General features: G+C 69.8%; 15 protein-coding genes and 1 riboswitch. Of the genes, 3 read left to right on the top strand and 12 right to left on the bottom strand.

Translation table 11 applies throughout. The features are described 5' to 3' along the window. Nucleotides 1–55: 55 nt before the first annotated feature. The gene (locus tag ACFU8W_RS08630) at nt 56–1,198 is read right to left on the bottom strand and encodes a glycosyltransferase family 4 protein (protein WP_384033664.1); all 1,143 of its coding nucleotides are present in this window, start codon (nt 1,196–1,198) and stop codon (nt 56–58) included. Between the two features lie 98 nt (nt 1,199–1,296). Here ACFU8W_RS08630 and ACFU8W_RS08625 point away from each other — a divergent pair, with 98 nt between their 5' ends. Then, complete coding sequence (locus tag ACFU8W_RS08625; RefSeq protein WP_384033661.1) at nt 1,297–2,583, top strand: glycosyltransferase 87 family protein; 1,287 nt, start codon at nt 1,297–1,299, stop codon at nt 2,581–2,583. Here ACFU8W_RS08625 and ACFU8W_RS08620 read toward each other — a convergent pair. The 5 genes from ACFU8W_RS08620 to ACFU8W_RS08600 all read right to left on the bottom strand — a co-directional run bounded on the left by ACFU8W_RS08620 (nt 2,540) and on the right by ACFU8W_RS08600 (nt 8,039). Next, the gene (locus tag ACFU8W_RS08620; protein ID WP_384033658.1) at nt 2,540–3,787 is read right to left on the bottom strand and encodes a hypothetical protein; all 1,248 of its coding nucleotides are present in this window, start codon (nt 3,785–3,787) and stop codon (nt 2,540–2,542) included. The genes ACFU8W_RS08625 and ACFU8W_RS08620 overlap by 44 nt on opposite strands. A gap of 28 nt (nt 3,788–3,815) precedes the next feature. Then, nucleotides 3,816–4,847 (bottom strand): NlpC/P60 family protein, encoded by a 1,032-nt coding sequence (locus ACFU8W_RS08615; RefSeq protein ID WP_384033655.1) that lies wholly within the window; start codon nt 4,845–4,847, stop codon nt 3,816–3,818. Between the two features lie 240 nt (nt 4,848–5,087). Beyond that, the gene (locus ACFU8W_RS08610) at nt 5,088–6,113 is read right to left on the bottom strand and encodes an NlpC/P60 family protein (RefSeq protein WP_345515652.1); all 1,026 of its coding nucleotides are present in this window, start codon (nt 6,111–6,113) and stop codon (nt 5,088–5,090) included. A gap of 284 nt (nt 6,114–6,397) precedes the next feature. Continuing rightward, complete coding sequence (locus ACFU8W_RS08605) at nt 6,398–7,759, bottom strand: NYN domain-containing protein (RefSeq protein WP_345515650.1); 1,362 nt, start codon at nt 7,757–7,759, stop codon at nt 6,398–6,400. 37 nt (nt 7,760–7,796) lie between these two features. Next, complete coding sequence (locus tag ACFU8W_RS08600) at nt 7,797–8,039, bottom strand: hypothetical protein (protein ID WP_266986548.1); 243 nt, start codon at nt 8,037–8,039, stop codon at nt 7,797–7,799. Nucleotides 8,040–8,202: 163 nt separating this feature from the next. Here ACFU8W_RS08600 and ACFU8W_RS08595 point away from each other — a divergent pair, with 163 nt between their 5' ends. Together ACFU8W_RS08595 and ACFU8W_RS08590 are read left to right on the top strand one after the other, a co-directional pair. Beyond that, entirely contained in the window at nt 8,203–8,952 is a 750-nt protein-coding gene (locus tag ACFU8W_RS08595) for a rhomboid family intramembrane serine protease (RefSeq protein ID WP_384033649.1), read from the top strand. Then, a complete protein-coding gene (locus ACFU8W_RS08590; RefSeq protein ID WP_345515647.1) occupies nt 8,949–9,230 on the top strand; it encodes an Lrp/AsnC ligand binding domain-containing protein in 282 nt (93 codons plus the stop codon). The genes ACFU8W_RS08595 and ACFU8W_RS08590 overlap by 4 nt, the downstream gene beginning before the upstream one ends. A gap of 67 nt (nt 9,231–9,297) precedes the next feature. Here the strand turns inward: ACFU8W_RS08590 and ACFU8W_RS08585 are convergent, their stop codons facing one another. From ACFU8W_RS08585 to ACFU8W_RS08560, 6 genes are all read right to left on the bottom strand, one after another. Further along, nucleotides 9,298–10,725, bottom strand: coding sequence for an aminotransferase class V-fold PLP-dependent enzyme (locus tag ACFU8W_RS08585; protein ID WP_384033646.1), 1,428 nt, complete (start codon nt 10,723–10,725; stop codon nt 9,298–9,300). A gap of 174 nt (nt 10,726–10,899) precedes the next feature. Next, a riboswitch (SAM riboswitch) is annotated at nt 10,900–11,017 on the bottom strand. Between the two features lie 84 nt (nt 11,018–11,101). Next, nucleotides 11,102–12,166 carry an anthranilate phosphoribosyltransferase gene (gene trpD, locus ACFU8W_RS08580; RefSeq protein WP_327246845.1) on the bottom strand — a complete coding sequence of 355 codons (1,065 nt, stop codon included), beginning with the start codon at nt 12,164–12,166 and terminating at the stop codon, nt 11,102–11,104. Nucleotides 12,167–12,290: 124 nt separating this feature from the next. After that, complete coding sequence (locus ACFU8W_RS08575; RefSeq protein ID WP_345515644.1) at nt 12,291–13,916, bottom strand: ubiquinol-cytochrome c reductase cytochrome b subunit; 1,626 nt, start codon at nt 13,914–13,916, stop codon at nt 12,291–12,293. After that, on the bottom strand, nt 13,913–14,965 hold the full coding sequence (locus ACFU8W_RS08570) for a Rieske 2Fe-2S domain-containing protein (protein ID WP_384033641.1): 1,053 nt from the start codon (nt 14,963–14,965) through the stop codon (nt 13,913–13,915). The genes ACFU8W_RS08575 and ACFU8W_RS08570 overlap by 4 nt, the downstream gene beginning before the upstream one ends. After that, entirely contained in the window at nt 14,962–15,771 is an 810-nt protein-coding gene (locus ACFU8W_RS08565) for a c-type cytochrome (RefSeq protein ID WP_345515642.1), read from the bottom strand. Before ACFU8W_RS08565 ends, ACFU8W_RS08570 begins: the two co-directional genes overlap by 4 nt. Before the next feature lie 62 nt (nt 15,772–15,833). Further along, nucleotides 15,834–16,454, bottom strand: coding sequence for a heme-copper oxidase subunit III (locus tag ACFU8W_RS08560; RefSeq protein WP_266986533.1), 621 nt, complete (start codon nt 16,452–16,454; stop codon nt 15,834–15,836). Between the last annotated feature and the right edge of the window lie 23 nt (nt 16,455–16,477).

The raw sequence follows: 16,477 nt of genomic DNA, 5'->3' as shown, positions 1-16,477 counted from the left end.
GCAGGTGCACGGGGAGGGGCCCGCACGACTGGTCGTGCGGGCCCCTCCCCGTATCTCAGAGCAGCGTCTTGAGGCGCTCCGCGAGCAGGTCCCAGCGCCACTTCTCCTCGACCCAGGCCCGGCCCCGCTCCCCCATCCGCCGGCCCAGTTCGGGGTCGCCGAGCAGGGTGGCGATGCGGTCGGCGGTCTCCTCCACGGAGCCGCCACGCACCACCCAGCCGGTCTCGCCGTCGAGTACGGCGTCGGGGGCGCCGCCCGAGTCGCCCGCCACCACCGGCAGTCCGGTCGCGGACGCCTCCAGGTAGACGATGCCGAGCCCCTCGACGTCGAGGCCGCCGCGACGGGTGCGGCACGGCATGGCGAAGACGTCGCCCGCGCCGAAGTGGGCGGGCAGCTCCTCCCAGGGCACCGGCCCGGTGAACCGCACCGAGTCGGTGACGCCGGTCTCCGCGGCCAGCTTCTCCAGCTCCTTGGCGTACGGTCCGCCGCCGACGATCAGCAGGACGGCGTCCGGCTCCCGCGCCAGGATCGCGGGCATCGCGAGGATCAGGGTGTCCTGGCCCTTGCGGGGCACCAGCCGCGACACACAGACGACGACGGGCCGGTCCGAGAGTCCGAGCCGGGCCCGGATCCGGTCCCCGCCGGAGCCCGGGTGGAAGGTCTTCTCGTCGACGCCGGGCGGCAGTTGGACCATGCGGCCGGCGGCCTCGGGGGTGAGCGCCCCGGCGATCCGGGAGCGGGTGTACTCGCCGAGGTAGGTGATCGTGTCCGTGCCCTCGCCTATCCGGCGCAACAGCTGGCGGGACGCGGGAAGTTGGGCCCAGCCGGCCTCGTGCCCGTGGGTGGTGGCGACCAGTCGCCGGGCACCCGCCCTCCGCAGTGCCGGTGCCATCAGCCCGAGGGGGGCAGCGGCCCCGAACCAGACGGAGGTGCAGTCGTGTTCGCGCAGCAGCCGGACCGCGCGCCGGGTCACCCGCGGGGTCGGCAGCAGCATCGTCGTGGGGTCACGGACGACGGTGAACGGCTGCTCGGCGTCGAAGGCGGCGGTGGCCGCGACGCCCTCGGGACTCCGCTTCCAGGTGGAGGCGTAGACGACGAGCCGACCGGGGTCCAGGCGGAGTGCCATATTGTGCAGAAATGCCTGGATACCGCCGGGTCGGGGCGGAAAGTCGTTGGTCACGATCAGGGTCTTGTCCATCGCCGCCGACAGTACCGAACGGCCCGGCTTGATGGCTCGCCCACAGATGCGCCGTGCATCATGGCTCGGAGCCACCGGCGAAGGGGATGGACGCGGGCATGACAGCAACAGGCGGCACCGGCAGATTTCTCGCGCCCGTCACGGTGTGGGCGCTCACCAGGGCCGCATTGCTGCTCTGCGTCTTCAAGGTCGTCACGTTGCCGGGCCCGGACGTGACGAGCGACGTCTCGGTGATCTACCACGGCTGGTCAGAGGTGCTGAAGACCGGTACGTATCCGCTGGGCGATGTCACCTGGCAGTACCCGCCCGTCGCGGCACTCGCCATCCTCTCCCCCGCCCTGCTGCCGTTCCTGGACTACGCCTCGGCCTTCTTCGTCCTCGCCTGCCTCTGCGACGCGCTGGTGCTCGGCCTGCTGCTGTACGCGGGCCGCGGCACCGGCAGGCGGACCGCGGGCGGCTGGGTGTGGGTGGCGGGGGTGCCCCTGCTCGGCACGACCGCGTACGCGCGGTACGACGTGATGGTCACGGCGGTGGCGGTCGCGGCGCTGCTGGCGGGGGTACGGCATCCGCGGGTGCTGGGGGCGCTGGCCGCCTTCGGCGCGCTGCTGAAGGTGTGGCCGGTGCTGCTGCTGGCCGGGACCGCGCGCGGGGAGTCGACCCGCCGCTCATGGACGGCGGCGGTGGTGACGGCGGTCGGGCTGCTGGTGGTGTGCACGGCCGCGATGCCGGGGGCGCTGGCCTTTCTCGGGTTCCAGCGCGACCGCGGCACCGAGGTCGAGTCGCTGGGGGCGCTGGTCTTCCATGTGGCGCGGCAGTTCGGCTGGCAGGGCCGGGTGGAGCTGAACTACGGGTCGCTGGAGTTCCTGGGGCCGCATGTGCAGCTGGTGAGCACGCTGGCGCTGGGGCTGAGCCTCGTCGCGTTCGGCTGGCTGGTGATGTGGCGGCTGCTGGCCCGTGACTTCGGGGTGAGCACGCCGGCCGACGCGGCGTTCACGGCGGTGCTGCTGTTCACGACCACGAGCCGGGTGATCAGCCCCCAGTACATGCTGTGGCTGGTCGGTCTCGCGGCGGTCTGTCTGGCCTTCCGGTCCAGCCGGATGGGGCTGCCGGCCGTTCTGGTGCTGGTCGCGACGGGCGTCACCCAGCTGGAGTTCCCGCTCGGGTTCGTCCACGTGGTGACCAGCGACGCGCAGGGCGTGACGCTGATGTTCGTACGCAACGGTCTGCTCGTCGCGGCGACCCTGGTCGCGTCCCGGCGGCTGTGGAAGGAGACGGTGCCCGCGCCGGTCCGCCGGGACCGGCACCGGCTGTCGGTCCAGCCGTCCGGTCCTGCGGGGCAGGTCAGCCGAGACGGGACCGCAGATACTCCCGCCAGCGCACCGTGAACTCCTGCGGGGTCGTGCCGAGCACGTCCTGCATCGCCTGCTCCACCGCTCCGTCCCGTCCTGAGTGCCCCCCGACGGCCCGGTAGAAGGCGAAGAGCCTCTTCTCGCCCCAGTGGTCGGCGATGAGTGCGCAAGCCAGCCAGCCGCCCTCGTACGCCCTCGCGAGGCGCCCGGAGTCTCCCGTGAACCCGAACTCCTCGTCGGTGGGCAATTCGGCGGGCAGCTCACCGCGCCGGACCGCATCGGCCAGTTCGGGCGCGGCCTGCTCGGCTGTCCGGTGCTCGGCGCGGTAGGCCGCCCAGTCGGCGAAGCCCTCGGAGAGCCAGGTCGGGGTGGACGCGGAGGTGCGGGCGCGGGTGGCGACATGGGCGGTCTCGTGGGTGAGGACGATCCGCTGCCCGAACGTGCCGAGCGTCGCGTACGCCTGAGGGTTGACGATCACCCGGTCCGCGGGCGCCCGGCTGCCGGTCTCACCGGTGGTGACGGCCGCTATGCCCCGGTAGTTCGCCGCCGGTGACCCCAGCAGCCCGGCCATGTCGTCGGTCGTCTCCGGTACGAGGACCACCACACGGCCGGCCCAGCGCTCCGGCCAGGCGGCGGAGACGGCGGGCACCGCACGGTCCGTGGTGTCCGCGATCGCGCGGAGCTCCGTCGTCGTCCGCCCCACACCGAGGACGAGACTTCGCCTGCCCCGTACGACCTGGACGTCGCCCTGCTGCCACAGCTGCGAGCCGCCGTCCCGGCCGGCCCGGTCCGCGGTGATGTACCAGCGGCCGTCCGCCGGGTCCCGCTCCAGGTCGAGCACCCGGTCCGCGGTGACCGGAGCGCTGTCGTAGCCCGCGATCCGGTAGCGCAACTCGACGTCGGCGGTGGCCCGGTCGGCTCCGCGCCTGCGCACGTCCGTCACCTTGTACGCCCATGAACTCAGCGGCACGTCGGCGAGATGGGCCAGCTCGCGGCGCTGGGCTGCCCGCAGCCCGGCGGCCCCGGGAGCGAGTGCGGCGAGGAAGCCGTCCGGGTCGTGTTCCAGGACAGCGGCGGCGCGGCGGTCCAGGGTGGCGCCGACGGCCCGGACGGTGGGGTCGGGGGTGGCGGGGGCAGGGGCGGTGCAGGCGGACGCGAGCAGCAGCCCGGCGAGCGCCGCTCCCGCCGCGCGCCTCCGTCCGTCGCGTCCCCGCCCTGCGGTGCACCCCTGATCAGCCACCTGACCGAGGGTACGGGTCAGACGCGGATCAGACGCGGGTCACCGAGGAGACCGGCATCATGCCGACCGGGTCGTAGCGGACCGGAGCGCCCGGGTGCGGGGCGTGGATCACCTGCCCGTTGCCCACGTACATCCCGATGTGGCTGGCGTCCGAGCGGTAGGCGACCAGATCGCCGGGGCGGGCCTGGGAGAGCGGCACCATGTGGCCGGCGTACCGCTGCGCCTGCGAGGTGCGCGGCAGGCTGACACCGGCCTGGGCGTACGCCCACTGCATCAGCCCGGAGCAGTCGAATCCGGCGGGTCCGTTGGCGCCCCAGATATAAGGGAGTCCGACGGCCCGACGGACCGCCATGACGGCGGCCGCCGCCCGGGACGAGCCGGCCGGCAGATCGGCCAGGGCGGAGAACGAGGCGTCGCGGCCGGAGCGCGAGGCGCGGTCGAAGGCCGCCCGGTCCGCGCCGGGCAGCGCGGCCAGCAGCTGCCGGGCCTGCCTGAGCTTGCCCTCGACGGTCCGTTTGTGCCGGATGGCGGCCGCCTTGTTGCGCTCCAGGCCGGCGAGCGAGCGGGCGGCCTCCGCACGGACCTGCGCGAGGCCGCGCCGAGCGCGCTGGAGTTCGTGCAGGGCGATGACCTGACGGGCGTTCAGCCGATCCAGGGTGGCTGCCCGGTCGAGGTAGCTGTCCGGATCGGCGGAGAGCAGCAGGGCGAGCGAGGGGCCGATGCCACCGGAGCGGTACTGCGCGGCGGCGGCCGAGCCGAGCGCCATGCGCATCCGGTTGATCCGTTCCTGACGGCGGGCCGCCCGTTCCTGGACCCGGTTCAGCTCGCCACGCAGCCGGTCGGCGTTCTCCCCCGCCTTGTTGTACTGCTCGGTGGCGTGCTCGGCCTCGGTGTACAGCCGGTCGATCTCGGCCCTGGCGGTCCGGGGCGTGACCTTCGGGTCGGCGTGCGCGGCTGCCGCCCCGAGCGTGGCGGCGGCGGTCGCCGCGGCCGCGGACAGGACTGTGACCCGGACACTCCGGTTGACGCCGGGCTGTGTGGAACGGCGATGGGACACCACAGGACGCCGCACTCCCTTCCGCTGCACGCAGACGTACGCGGCTCCGTGCCGCCCGGGACGGGCGGACCGACGGACGGGAGCCGCACAGCAGGCAGACAGTAGTCGGGCGACTACGGAGCGCACGAACGTCCGCGCCGGACGGGTGTGGGTCACGAACGACGGCGCCCCGCCGGTGACCTGTGGTCTCCGGCGGGGCGGGCTGTCTGTACGGGGCGCGGCAATTCGCCCGTTCGGGCGTCGTCAGATACGCACGCCGACCTGGAAGCTGCCGATGGTGTTCATCGATTCGTAGCGGACCACCGCGCCCGGCTTCGGGGCGTGCAGAACGGTGTTGTTGCCCGCGTACAGAGCCACGTGCGACGTGTTGTTGAAGAAGACGAGGTCGCCCGGCTTGAGGGCGCTGCGACCTATCTGCGTGCCCTCGTTGATCTGGGTGTACGTGGTGCGGGTGATGTGGGCACCGGCCTGGGCGTAGGCCCACTGGGTCAGGCCCGAGCAGTCGTAGGAGTTGGGGCCGGTGCCGCCGGAGACGTACGGCTTGCCGAGCTGGGTGGCGCCGGCCCGCAGGGCGGCGGCGCCGAGGGCGGAGGCAGGGGCCTCGTTGCCCAGGTCGACCCGGTCGCCGGCGGCGCGGCTGGCGCGCTGGTCGTCCTCGGCCATCTTGGCGCGCTCGGCGGCGGTCAGGGTGTTGAGCAGGCGCTGCGCCTCGGCGAGCTTGCCCTGGAACTTCTTCTTGTTCTCGCCGAGCGTCTTGCGGACGTCCGCGAGGTCGCCCAGCTTGTCCTGGGCCTCCTTGCGCTGCTGCGCCAGGGCCCGCTGCTTCTCCTGGATCTTCTCCAGCGACTCGGCCTGCTTGGCCGTCAACTGGTCGAGGGCCGAGGCCTCGTCGAGGAAGGTGTCCGGGTCCGAGGCGAGGAAGAGCTGCACGGACGGGTCGATGCCACCGGAGCGGTACTGCGCGGCGGCGAGCGAACCGAGGCCGCTGCGGAGCGTGTTGAGCTCCTCCTGACCGCGGGCCACCTTGTCCTGCAGCGCGCCGACCTGCTTCTCGAGCTTCTGCTGCTGCTCCTTGGCCCCGTTGTACTTCTCGGTGGCCTTCTCCGCCTCGTGGTAGAGCTTGTCGACCTTCGCCTTGACCTCACTCTTGGTCGGCTTGGGGTCGGCGTGGGCGGCCTGGGAGGTCAGGGCCACGGCCGCGGCGGCGGTAGCGGTGAGCACGGTCACACGGGCGCGGCTCGGCTGCTTGGGACGACGGTGGGACGCCACGAAGGCGAGCTCCTTCTTCCTCGAGCCGCCTACCGGGCTATGGAGGGACCGAAATCCCGGCTCCGTGCACGTCACGGACTCGGCGGTTCCTTCGCTGCCACCCCGGATGGGTGATCAACCGTGCGAAGGTTCGAAGCCCGACCCTAGTGACCATCTTGTAATCAGTTCAAATCCTGGCAAGAAAAATCTCGCCACAACACCCACTTCTTTACTCTCATCACACAGGGTGTAGCGGCGACTTGACGGTACGTTCCTTGATTTCCGACAAGTCGCCACAAGGCGCGTCAGACGCGCGAAAGCCGCTTCAGGAGCAAGGCGGACGCAACGGGCCTGGCCCCTGCCTTCGCCACGCCGTCCGCCACTTCACGGTCGGTGGAGACCACCACGACGGGCCTGCCCGGCGGTTCGGCGCGGGCGAGCTGGCGGATGAGTTCGTCGGCGGTCACGCCCGGCTTGCTGAACAGCACGCGCACCCCGCGCGGCGGTGCGAGCAGTACCGGAGCGGCCAGTTCGGCCCCGTCGAAGACACAGGTCATCTCGGCGCCGGACTGCGCGGCGAGCACCGCGAGACCGCCCAGCAGCCGCAACCGCTGCTTCTCCAGCGGCAGCTGCGGATAGCCGGTCTTGGTGACGTTGTAGCCGTCCACGATCAGATGCGCCTGCGGCAGCGCGAGCAACTGGTCGAGCAGGGCCGGATCGGTCTCCGAAAGAGCCCTGGCAGCAATGTCCTTGGGTGACATCGCGCCGGGCTCGACCGCGTCGACACTGTCCGCGGGGCGGATCGAGGAGGGTGGCAGGGCCAGTTCGCGGCGCAGCCCGCGGGCCGCGTCGAGCACCGTGTCGAGGAGCAGCCGCAGCCGCATGTCCTCGACCGAACGCCCCTCCCTGGCGGCTCTGCGGCTCGCCTCGACGGACGCCTCCGCCTCACCGAGCCGGGCCCGCAGCCGCCGGGCCTCGCTCTCGGCGGCGGAGATCTGGGCGGCCGCCTCGGCCCGCAGGGTGTCGGCCTCGGCCTTGCCGCGACGCACCGCGGCCTCGCCGCGCTTGACCTCGTTGAGGGCGGAGCGGAGTTTGCGCTGCAGCGAATCGGCTTCCTTGCGGGCCGCGTCGAGTTCGGCGCGGAGCCGTTCGGTCTCGCTCTTCGTCTGGGTCCGGGCCTGGGCGAGCTCCTCGCGCAGGCGTTCCAGCTCGCGCCGGCTCTCCTCGTCGGCCCGCTCGGCGTCGGCGCGCTGGACCTCCTCGCCGGCGGCGGCGACCAGTTTCACCCAGCCGACCGGGCGCAGCACATAGGCGGCCGCGGCCACATCGACGGGATCGGCGGCGGCCGGCGGTGACCCGGCCTCCACGGCAGCGGCCAGCTCCGGCTGGGACTCCCGGAGCCGTTCGCCGATGCGCTGACGGAACAGGGTGTCGTTCTCCAGGGCGGCCGCCATCGCATTCCCGGCGAACTTGGCGCGCCGGGTCGGGGTGAAGCGGGCGTACTGCCTGAGCTGGGCCGGGAGTTCGGTGACCGTCAGGCCGCCGAACGCGTCCGAGACCAGCGCGACGACCCGCCGCCGTACGCCTTCGGGCAGCGGGCGGTCGAGCGCCTCGACGGCGTCGCCGGCTCCATCGGCCGGCTCGGCGCCGCTATCGGGCTGCTCCACGATCCGTCACCCCAAAATGTCTGTCCGCACGGCCCCGTCAGGAGTCGGCACCCGGCCTGTCGACGAGTTCGATCTGGTCCACCGCGTTGCACCAGCGGCAGCGGACCGACTCGATGGTCTCACTGACCACCTCGCGTTCCTCGACCGTCGACTCACCGGCCAGGTCGAGATGGACGTATTCGACGACCTTGGAGGTGCGGGTCACGTCGAAGCGGGTGAGATTTCCGCAGAGCGTGCAGCGCCAGCGGGTCCCGTCGGTCGGCTGGGGAACCGTCGTCATCGTTGCGTCCTCTTTCGTCGAGCGTGATGCTGCTGTCTGCCCAGGATCTCGCGGTGCGCCGTCGAACTGCGGATGTCCTGCTGTAACCCTACGGCCTTGCCCATACCCATAGACACGGCGAGGCGGTCTGTCCCGTTCCATCACCTTGCGTCATGCTCTGTGCATGATCGATCGGCGAGCCGCGAGAGGCGGAGTGACCGGCAGGCTCCTGCGCGCCGTCACGGCGGCCGGTGCGCAGGTGACGTATGCCCTCATCGCCCTGTGCTGCGCCGTCTTCCTGATCAGCCCGCTCTCCGGCTTCAACCCCACGTACGGCACCGCCGACACCCTGCTCGCCGCCCAGGCCGGGTACTTCGAGCGCTGGGGGGTGATCCCGAGCGAGCTGTGGGCGGGCTCCGCGCAGGCCCTGCTCACCCCGCTGACCGCACTGTTCGTGCACGGCAGCTGGCTGCATCTGCTCGGCAACATGCTCTTCCTCTACGTGTTCGGGGCCATGACCGAGGAGCGGATGGGCCGTGCCGAATTCACCTTCTTCTACCTCGGCTGCGGTTATCTCGCACTGCTGGCGTACGCGGCGGCCCACGCGAGATCCGACCAGACCCTCGTCGGCGCGTCAGGGGCGATCTCCGCGGTGCTCGGGGCGTTCCTCTACCTGTTCCCCAGGGCGCGGGTGACCAGCCTCTTCCCGTTCCTGCTCTTCCTTCCGCTGCGCTTTCCCGCCTGGATCGTGCTGATCTTCTGGTTCGTGCTGCAGTGGATGGCGGCGCAGGGCGCGGGCAACGGTCCCGGGGTGGCGTATCTCGCCCATGTGGTCGGCTTCGTCTGCGGCTTCGCCTACGCCTGGGGACGATACGGCCGTGGGGCTAGAGTGAAGGCTCCAGCCACGGCCACCGAGGGAGAAAGCCAGCCGTGATCACCGCGATCGTGCTCATCAAAACCAGCGTGGACCGGATTCCGGAGATCGCCGAGGCCATCGCCGCGCTGGACAATGTCAGCGAGGTCTTCTCGGTCACCGGTACGTACGACCTGATCGCCATGGTCCGAGTGGCCAGGCACGACGACCTCGCGGACGTCATCCCCGGCCGGATCAGCAAGATCCAGGGTGTCGAGGGCACCGACACACATGTCGCGTTCCGTACGTACTCGCAGCACGACCTGGAGGCGGCCTTCGCCATCGGTCTCGACGCGTAGGTTCGCGTCGCACTTCTGCCGGGGACGGGCAGCGCTGCCCGTCCCCGGCAGAAGTATGACGGGCCCGTCAGACCTGCGCCGCGCCCCGGTCGGGAACACAGCGGCCGTCCTCAGTGCGGTACGTCCACTGGGCGCCCTTGCTCACGAGTTCCTTGACCGCGCGGACGAAACGCTCGATGTGCTCGTCCGGCGTGCCCGCGCCGAAACTGACCCGGATCGCGTTGAGCGACCGCTCGCCCGGCTCGGCCTCCGGCGCACCGCACTCGCCCGGGTCCTGCGGGTCGCTGCCCAGCAGGGTGCGGACCAGCGGGTGGGCGCAGAACAGTCCGTCGCGCACCCCGATGCCGTACTCGGCGGAGAGCGCGGCGGCGAAGTGCGAGCTGTTCCAGCCCTCCACCACGAAGGAGATGACGCCCACCCGCGGGGCGTCGTCGCCGAACAGCGACAGCACCTTGACCTGGGGAACCTCGGCAAGGCCTTCGCGGACCCGGGTGACGAGCTGCTGCTCACGGGCGACGAGCCGGTCGAAGCCGGCCTCGGTGAGCGCCTTGCAGGCGGAGGCGATGGAGTAGACACCGATGACGTTGGGCGAACCGGCCTCGTGCCGGGCGGCGGTCGAGTGCCACTCCACGTCCACACCGCCGTCGGTGCGCCGGGCGACCTTCCGCGAGGCGCCGCCGCCGGCCAGGTACGGCTCGGCGTCCTGCAGCCAGTCGGCGCGGCCCGCGAGGACACCGGAGCCGAACGGCGCGTACAGCTTGTGTCCGGAGAAGGCGACCCAGTCGACGTCGAGCTCCTCGATGTCCACCGGGTGGTGCGGGGCGAGCTGCGCGGCATCGAGCACGATCCGGGCGCCGTGCGCGTGGGCGGCGGCGGCCAGCTCCTTCACCGGCCACAGCTCACCGGTGACGTTGGAGGCGCCGGTGACGCAGACCAGCGCCGGACCGTACGGGTCGCGGTCGGCGAGCGCCCGCTCCAGCGTCTCGACGGCCTGGGCCGGGGTGCGCGGGGCGTTGAGGTAGGTGACGCGGGCGTCGCGCCAGGGCAGCAGTGAGGCGTGGTGTTCGGTCTCGAACACGAAGACCTGGCAGTCGGCGGGGAGCACCGCGGCGAGCAGGTTCAGCGAGTCGGTCGTCGACCGGGTGAAGATCACCTGGTCCCCCTCCCGTCGCCCACCACCCTTGTTCGACCGGGATTCGCCCGAATCCCCCTCGAGGCGGCAGCCGAGGAACTCCGCAACGGCCTTGCGGCTGTTCTCGAAGAGGTCCGTGGAGAGCTGCGAGAGGTAGCCGGCACCGCGGTGGACGCTGCCGTAGTACGGGGCGTACGCGGCGACGTCGTCCCACACGCGCTGCAGGGCCGGGGCGCTGGCCGCGTAGTCGAGGGCGGCGTACGTGACTTCACCACCGGTCACCAGAGGAACGGTCACATCACGCCCCAGAACGGGCAACGGGGTACAAACGGACTGGTCGGCGGCAGCGGTGGAAACAGACATGGCGAACTCCCGTAAGAGGCAGGCGAATTCACTGCGCCGGCGGACACGCGGCAGCGCAGGAAGAAGAAAAAAGGGGGTGCGGAGAAGGGCCTTGGGCCCTATCGCATTCGCTTGCTCACAAGAGGCTCCTTGAGGACCAGGACCCCAGGGATGTGACATTCAGAGATGTCGAGGGGTCCGCGCTTGCCGCAGACCTCGCTGCCTACGGCCTGGTCTTCACCCGGGGCACCCCGCCACGGACGGAGGGTTGCCGGACAGCGGGCCGGGGCCGTAGTCGCTGTCACTCATGACCTGACCAGCATCCTGCCATACGTGCGCCGACGTGCAAGGCGCAGTCCAAGATCTGGACTGCGCCCTGTGCCACATTTCCGTACGGTCAGGTGTTGCTGACCGCCACCCAGCGCTCCAGCGCCGCCCGAGCCGCACCCGAGTCGATGGATTCGGCGGCCTTCGCCATTCCGGCGGCGAGCTGCTCGTTCAGTGTGCCCTCGCCCGGGTCCAGCGCCACCAGCGCCGCCGCCGAGTTGAGCAGCACCGCTTCGCGTACCGGACCGGTCTCGCCGGCCAGCAGCCGACGGGCCACATCGGCGTTGTACGACGCGTCGGCGCCGCGCAGCGCCTCGACGGGGACCAGCTGCAGACCGACGTCGCGCGGGTCGAACGCCTCCTCGCGCACCTCTCCGTCGCGGACCACCCAGACCCGGGACGTCGCCGTGGTGGTCAGCTCGTCCAGACCGTCGTCGCCGCGGAAGACGAGCGCGGAGTTGCCACGCTCCGCGAGCACGCCCGCGACGATGGGAGCCATCTTCGGATCGGCGACACCGATGGCCTGGGAGCGCACCTGCGCCGGGTTGGTGAGGGGCCCGAGGATGTTGAACGTGGTCTGCGCGCCGAGTTCCTTGCGGGCCTTCGCCGCATACCGCAGGGCGGGGTGGAACTTCACCGCGAAGCAGAAGGTGATGCCGGCTTCCTCCGCCACCTCGACGACACGCTGCGGGGTCAGCTCCAGGTTGACGCCGAGCTTCTCCAGGACGTCGGAGGCGCCGCTGGCCGATGAGGAGGCCCGGTTGCCGTGCTTGACGACCTTGGCGCCCGTGCCCGCGACGACGATCGCGGACATCGTGGAGATGTTGACCGTCTTGGCGAGGTCGCCGCCGGTGCCGACGATGTCGACCGTGCGGCCCGGCACGTGGATCGTGGTCGCGTGCTCGTACATCGCGCGGACGAGTCCGGTGACCTCGTCGACGGTCTCGCCCTTGGCCCGCAGGGCGACGGCGAAACCGGCGATCTGCACGTCGGTCGCCTCACCGCTCATGATGCTGTCCATCGCCCACGCGGTGTCGTCGGCGGTCAGGTCCTCGCCACGCATCAGCGGGTTCAGCACGCCCGGCCAGGAACGAGCCGCCACGCTGTCGCCGCCGATCGGGGTCACAACGTTCATGGTCCGCTCCTGGGGTCCACAGCCGATAAAGGGGATACACCCCACCCTATCGAGCCCCACGGACAGCGAAGAGCCCCGTCCATCGAATGGACGGGGCTCCTGCTGTGGCGATCAGTTCAGGTGATCAGTGGTGGCCGTGGCCGCTGGTGATCTCCTTGTACTCCTCGACGGTGGGCTTTTCGATCTGGTTGTGCTCGCCGAAGTAGCCCTTGCTGAGCTTGGCCCGCAGCTTCTGCATCGCGGGCACCTTGCGCTCGACACCGTTCTCGTCGACCGTCGGGCCGATCTCGACCGGCTTGTACTGCTCGTGCGCGGTGAGCGTGTGCAGCTGCTCGGGACCGAGCGGCTCGTGGATCTCGACGAACTCACCGTGCGGCAGGCGCTTGATGATGCCGGACTCGCGTCCGTGCAGCACCTTCTCCTTGTCCCGGCGCTGAAGACCGAGGCAGATTCGCTTCGTCACGATGAACGCGACGACCGGCCCCACAAAGATGAAGATCCGGACGAACCACGAGATGGCGTTCAGCGAGAGGTGGAAGTGCGTGGCCCAGAGGTCGTTGCCACCGCCGATGAAGACGATGACGTACTCGGTGATCCAGGCGACGCCGAAGGCGGTCCGGGTCGGGGCGTTGCGCGGGCGGTCCAGGATGTGGTGCTCGCGCTTGTCCCCGGTCACCCAGGACTCGACGAACGGGTAGACCGCGATGATGGCGAGTACCAGACCGAAGGCCATCAGCGGGATGAACACACCCAGGACGAGCGTGTGACCCCAGAGGTTGATCTCCCAGCCCGGCATCACTCGGATCAGACCCTCGGCGAAGCCCATGTACCAGTCGGGCTGGGCGCCGGTGGACACCTGGTCCGGACGGTACGGGCCGATGGCCCAGATCGGGTTGATCGAGGCGATGGCCGCGATGACGGCGATGACACCGAAGACCAGGAAGAAGAACCCTCCGGCCTTCGCCATGTACACCGGCAGCAGCGGCATGCCGACGACGTTCTTGTTCGTCCGGCCGGGACCCGCGAACTGCGTGTGCTTGTGGTAGAAGACCAGGATCAGGTGGGCCACCAGCAGCCCGAGCATGATGCCCGGCAGCAGCAGGATGTGGATCGAGTAGAACCGCGCGACGAAGTCGCCGCCCGGGAACTCCCCGCCGAACAGGAACATCGAGATATACGTGCCGACGATCGGCATGGACAGGATCGCGCCCTGGGTGAAGCGGACACCCGTACCGGAGAGCAGGTCGTCCGGGAGCGAGTAGCCGGTGAAACCGGTGAACATGCCCAGGACGAACAGCAGGAAGCCGAAGAGCCAGTTGATCTCACGCGGCTTGCGGAACGCACCCGTGAAGAACACGCGCATCATGTGCACGAACATGCCGGCCAGGAAGATCAGCGCGGCCCAGTGGTGGATCTGGCGGACCAGGAGACCACCGCGGACGTCGAAGCTGATGTCCAGCGTCGAGGCGTAGGCCTCGGACATCCGGATGCCCTGCATCGGCTCGTACGAGCCGTGGTACACGACTTCGTTCATGCTCGGGTGGAAGAACAGCGTCAGATACACACCCGTGAGGATGATGATGATGAAGCTGTAGAGGGCGATCTCACCGAGCATGAAGGACCAGTGGTCCGGGAAGATCTTGCGCATGTTGGCCTTGGCCAGGGAGTAGATCCCGAGCCGGCCGTCCGCCCAGTCGGCCACCCGCTCACCGGCAGGCGCCTTGCGCTTGGTGTCGGTCACAGTACTCATCCGCGCTCCCAGAAGGCAGGACCGACGGGCTCTTCGAAGTCACCGAGCGCTTCGAGGTTGCCCTCGGCATTCACACCGATCCGCAGCTGCGGAAGGGCGTGACCGGCCGGACCGAAGATGACGCGGGCGCCGTCGGAGAGGTCGAAGGTGGACTGGTGGCACGGGCAGAGCACGTGGTGCGTCTGCTGCTCGTACAGGCTGATCGGGCAGCCGACGTGGGTGCAGATCTTCGAGAAGGCCACGATGCCCTCGTGGGCCCACTCGCGCTCGCGCTTGTCCTTGATGTTCTCCGGCTGGATACGGATGATCATCAGCGCAGCCTTGGCGATCTGCGTCTGGAAGTCGTGAGCGTCCTCCTCCAGGCCCTCGGGCATGGCGAAGGTCAGCGAACCGACGGCGACGTCCTCGGGACGCAGCGGCTCCATCGTGTTCATGTTGATGAGCTGCTTGCCCTTGGCCCACAGGGTGTTGCGGAGCTTCTTCTCCGGCAGCGGACCGAGGTCGCGCAGCAGGACCACACCGGAGAGCGGCACCAGGGCCAGCGCACCGAACATGGTGTTGCGGATCAGCTTGCGCCGGCCGAGCGCGGACTCCTCGGCACCGGCCGCGAAGTCGGCGAGAACCTTCGCCTTGACCTCGGGCTCGGCCGCGATGGCGTGACGGTCGTCGGCCACCTCCACGTCGGACATCAGCGTGCGCGCCCAGTGGACGGCGCCCGCTCCGATCGTGAAGAGGGCCACGCCCAGGGTCAGACCCAGGGAGAAGTTGAGCGCGCTCACGTGACCGAACGGCCAGATGTACACGATCTTGTCGACCGGGAAGATGACGTACGAGGCGATGAAGCCGACCGTCGCCAGCATGGACAGCACGAACAGGAGCGCGACCGTGCGCTCCGACCGCTTCGCGGCCCGTTCGTCGATGTCCTGGATGCGCGGCTTGTGGGCCGGCAGCCCCGGGTCTGCGAACGGGTCGTCCGCGACCTCTACCGCGGTGTGCGCGGTGCCCTGCTCAGCAGGCAGGTTCTCTTCTGGAATCTCTTGGCTACTCATGACTTCTTGGCCTTAGCGGTGTGGGCCGCGACCCAAACGGCAACTGCGATCAGTGCGCCGAGCCCGAAGATCCAGGCGAACAGACCCTCGCTGACCGGACCGAGCCCGCCCAGCTTGAGGCCACCAGGGGTCTCCGACTCGGCGCTGTTCACGGTCTTGATGTACGCGATGATGTCCCGCTTCTGCTGCTCGGGCATCGTCGTGTCGGGGAAGGACGGCATGTTCTGCGGGCCTGTCTGCATGGCCTCGTACACGTGCTTCGGGTCCACGTCCTCAAGGCTGGGCGCGTACTTGCCCTTCGTCAGCGCACCGCCCTCGCCGGTGAAGTTGTGGCACTGCGCGCAGTTGGTACGGAACAGCTCGCCACCCTTGGCGATGTCCGCACCGTCAGGGCTGACCTGGTCCTTGGTCGGCACGATCGGGCCGGCGCCGAGCGACGCGACGTACGCCGCGAGCTGGTCGATCTCGGCCTGGCTGTAGATGACCTTCTTCTTCGGTACCTGGGCACCCGGCTGCTGCGCCGGCATACGGCCGGTGCCGACCTGGAAGTCGACGGCGGCGGAGCCCACGCCGACCAGGCTCGGCCCGTCGGTGGTGCCCTGACCGCCGGTTCCGTGGCAGCTGGCGCAACCGACGGAGTACAGCTTCTTGCCCTCATCGATGGCGAGGGACTGGGCGGTGTCGTCGGCCTGCGCCTTACTCGCGGGCGCAAACGCGGCGTACAGCCCCCCAGTGGCCGCCAGCGCGAGGAGTAGTACGACGACCGCCGCCAACGGATGGCGTCGTCGTGCGGAGAGCTTTTTCACGGATTACCCCGGTGTCAGGATCTTCTGCGTCGATGCTGGATGTGGTTCGGGTTCGAACCCGGTTACTTGATCATGTAGATCGTGGCGAAGAGGCCGATCCACACGACATCGACGAAGTGCCAGTAATAGGACACGACGATGGCGGCGGTCGCCTGTTCGTGGGTGAACCTCTTGGCTGCGTATGTCCTGCCCAGAACGAGCAGGAAGGCGATGAGACCGCCTGTCACATGCAGACCGTGGAAGCCGGTGGTCAGGTAGAACACCGAGCCGTACGGGTCGGAGGACAGCGAGAGGCCGTCCTTCTTCACCAGCTCGGTGTACTCCAGGACCTGGCCACCGATGAAGATCGCACCCATCACGAAAGTGATCACGAACCAGGCACGGAGCTTCTTCACATCGCCCCGCTCCGCGGCGAAGACGCCGAGCTGGCAGGTGAGGGAGGAGAGCACCAGGATCGTGGTGTTCGTCGCCGAGAACGGGAAGTTCAGGGCCGAAGCCATTTCCTTCCAGTGGTCGGGTCCCATCACCGATCGCAGGGTGAAGTACATCGCGAAGAGGGCCGCGAAGAACATCAGCTCGGAACTCAACCAGATGATGGTTCCGACGCTGGTGAGGTTCGGTCGATTGACCGACGGGTGCGCGTGCCCGGTTTCTACTGTCGTTGCTGTCGCCACGACCGACATTATGTCGGTCGCTTATCCCGCCC

Origin of the sequence: Streptomyces sp. NPDC057565 (genome assembly GCF_042801455.1) — a bacterium.
Taxonomy (GTDB): Bacteria; Actinomycetota; Actinomycetes; order Streptomycetales; family Streptomycetaceae; genus Streptomyces; species Streptomyces yanii.
The sequence above is the reverse complement of the archived record's forward strand: the minus strand, read 5'-3'. Positions and strand labels throughout refer to the sequence as shown.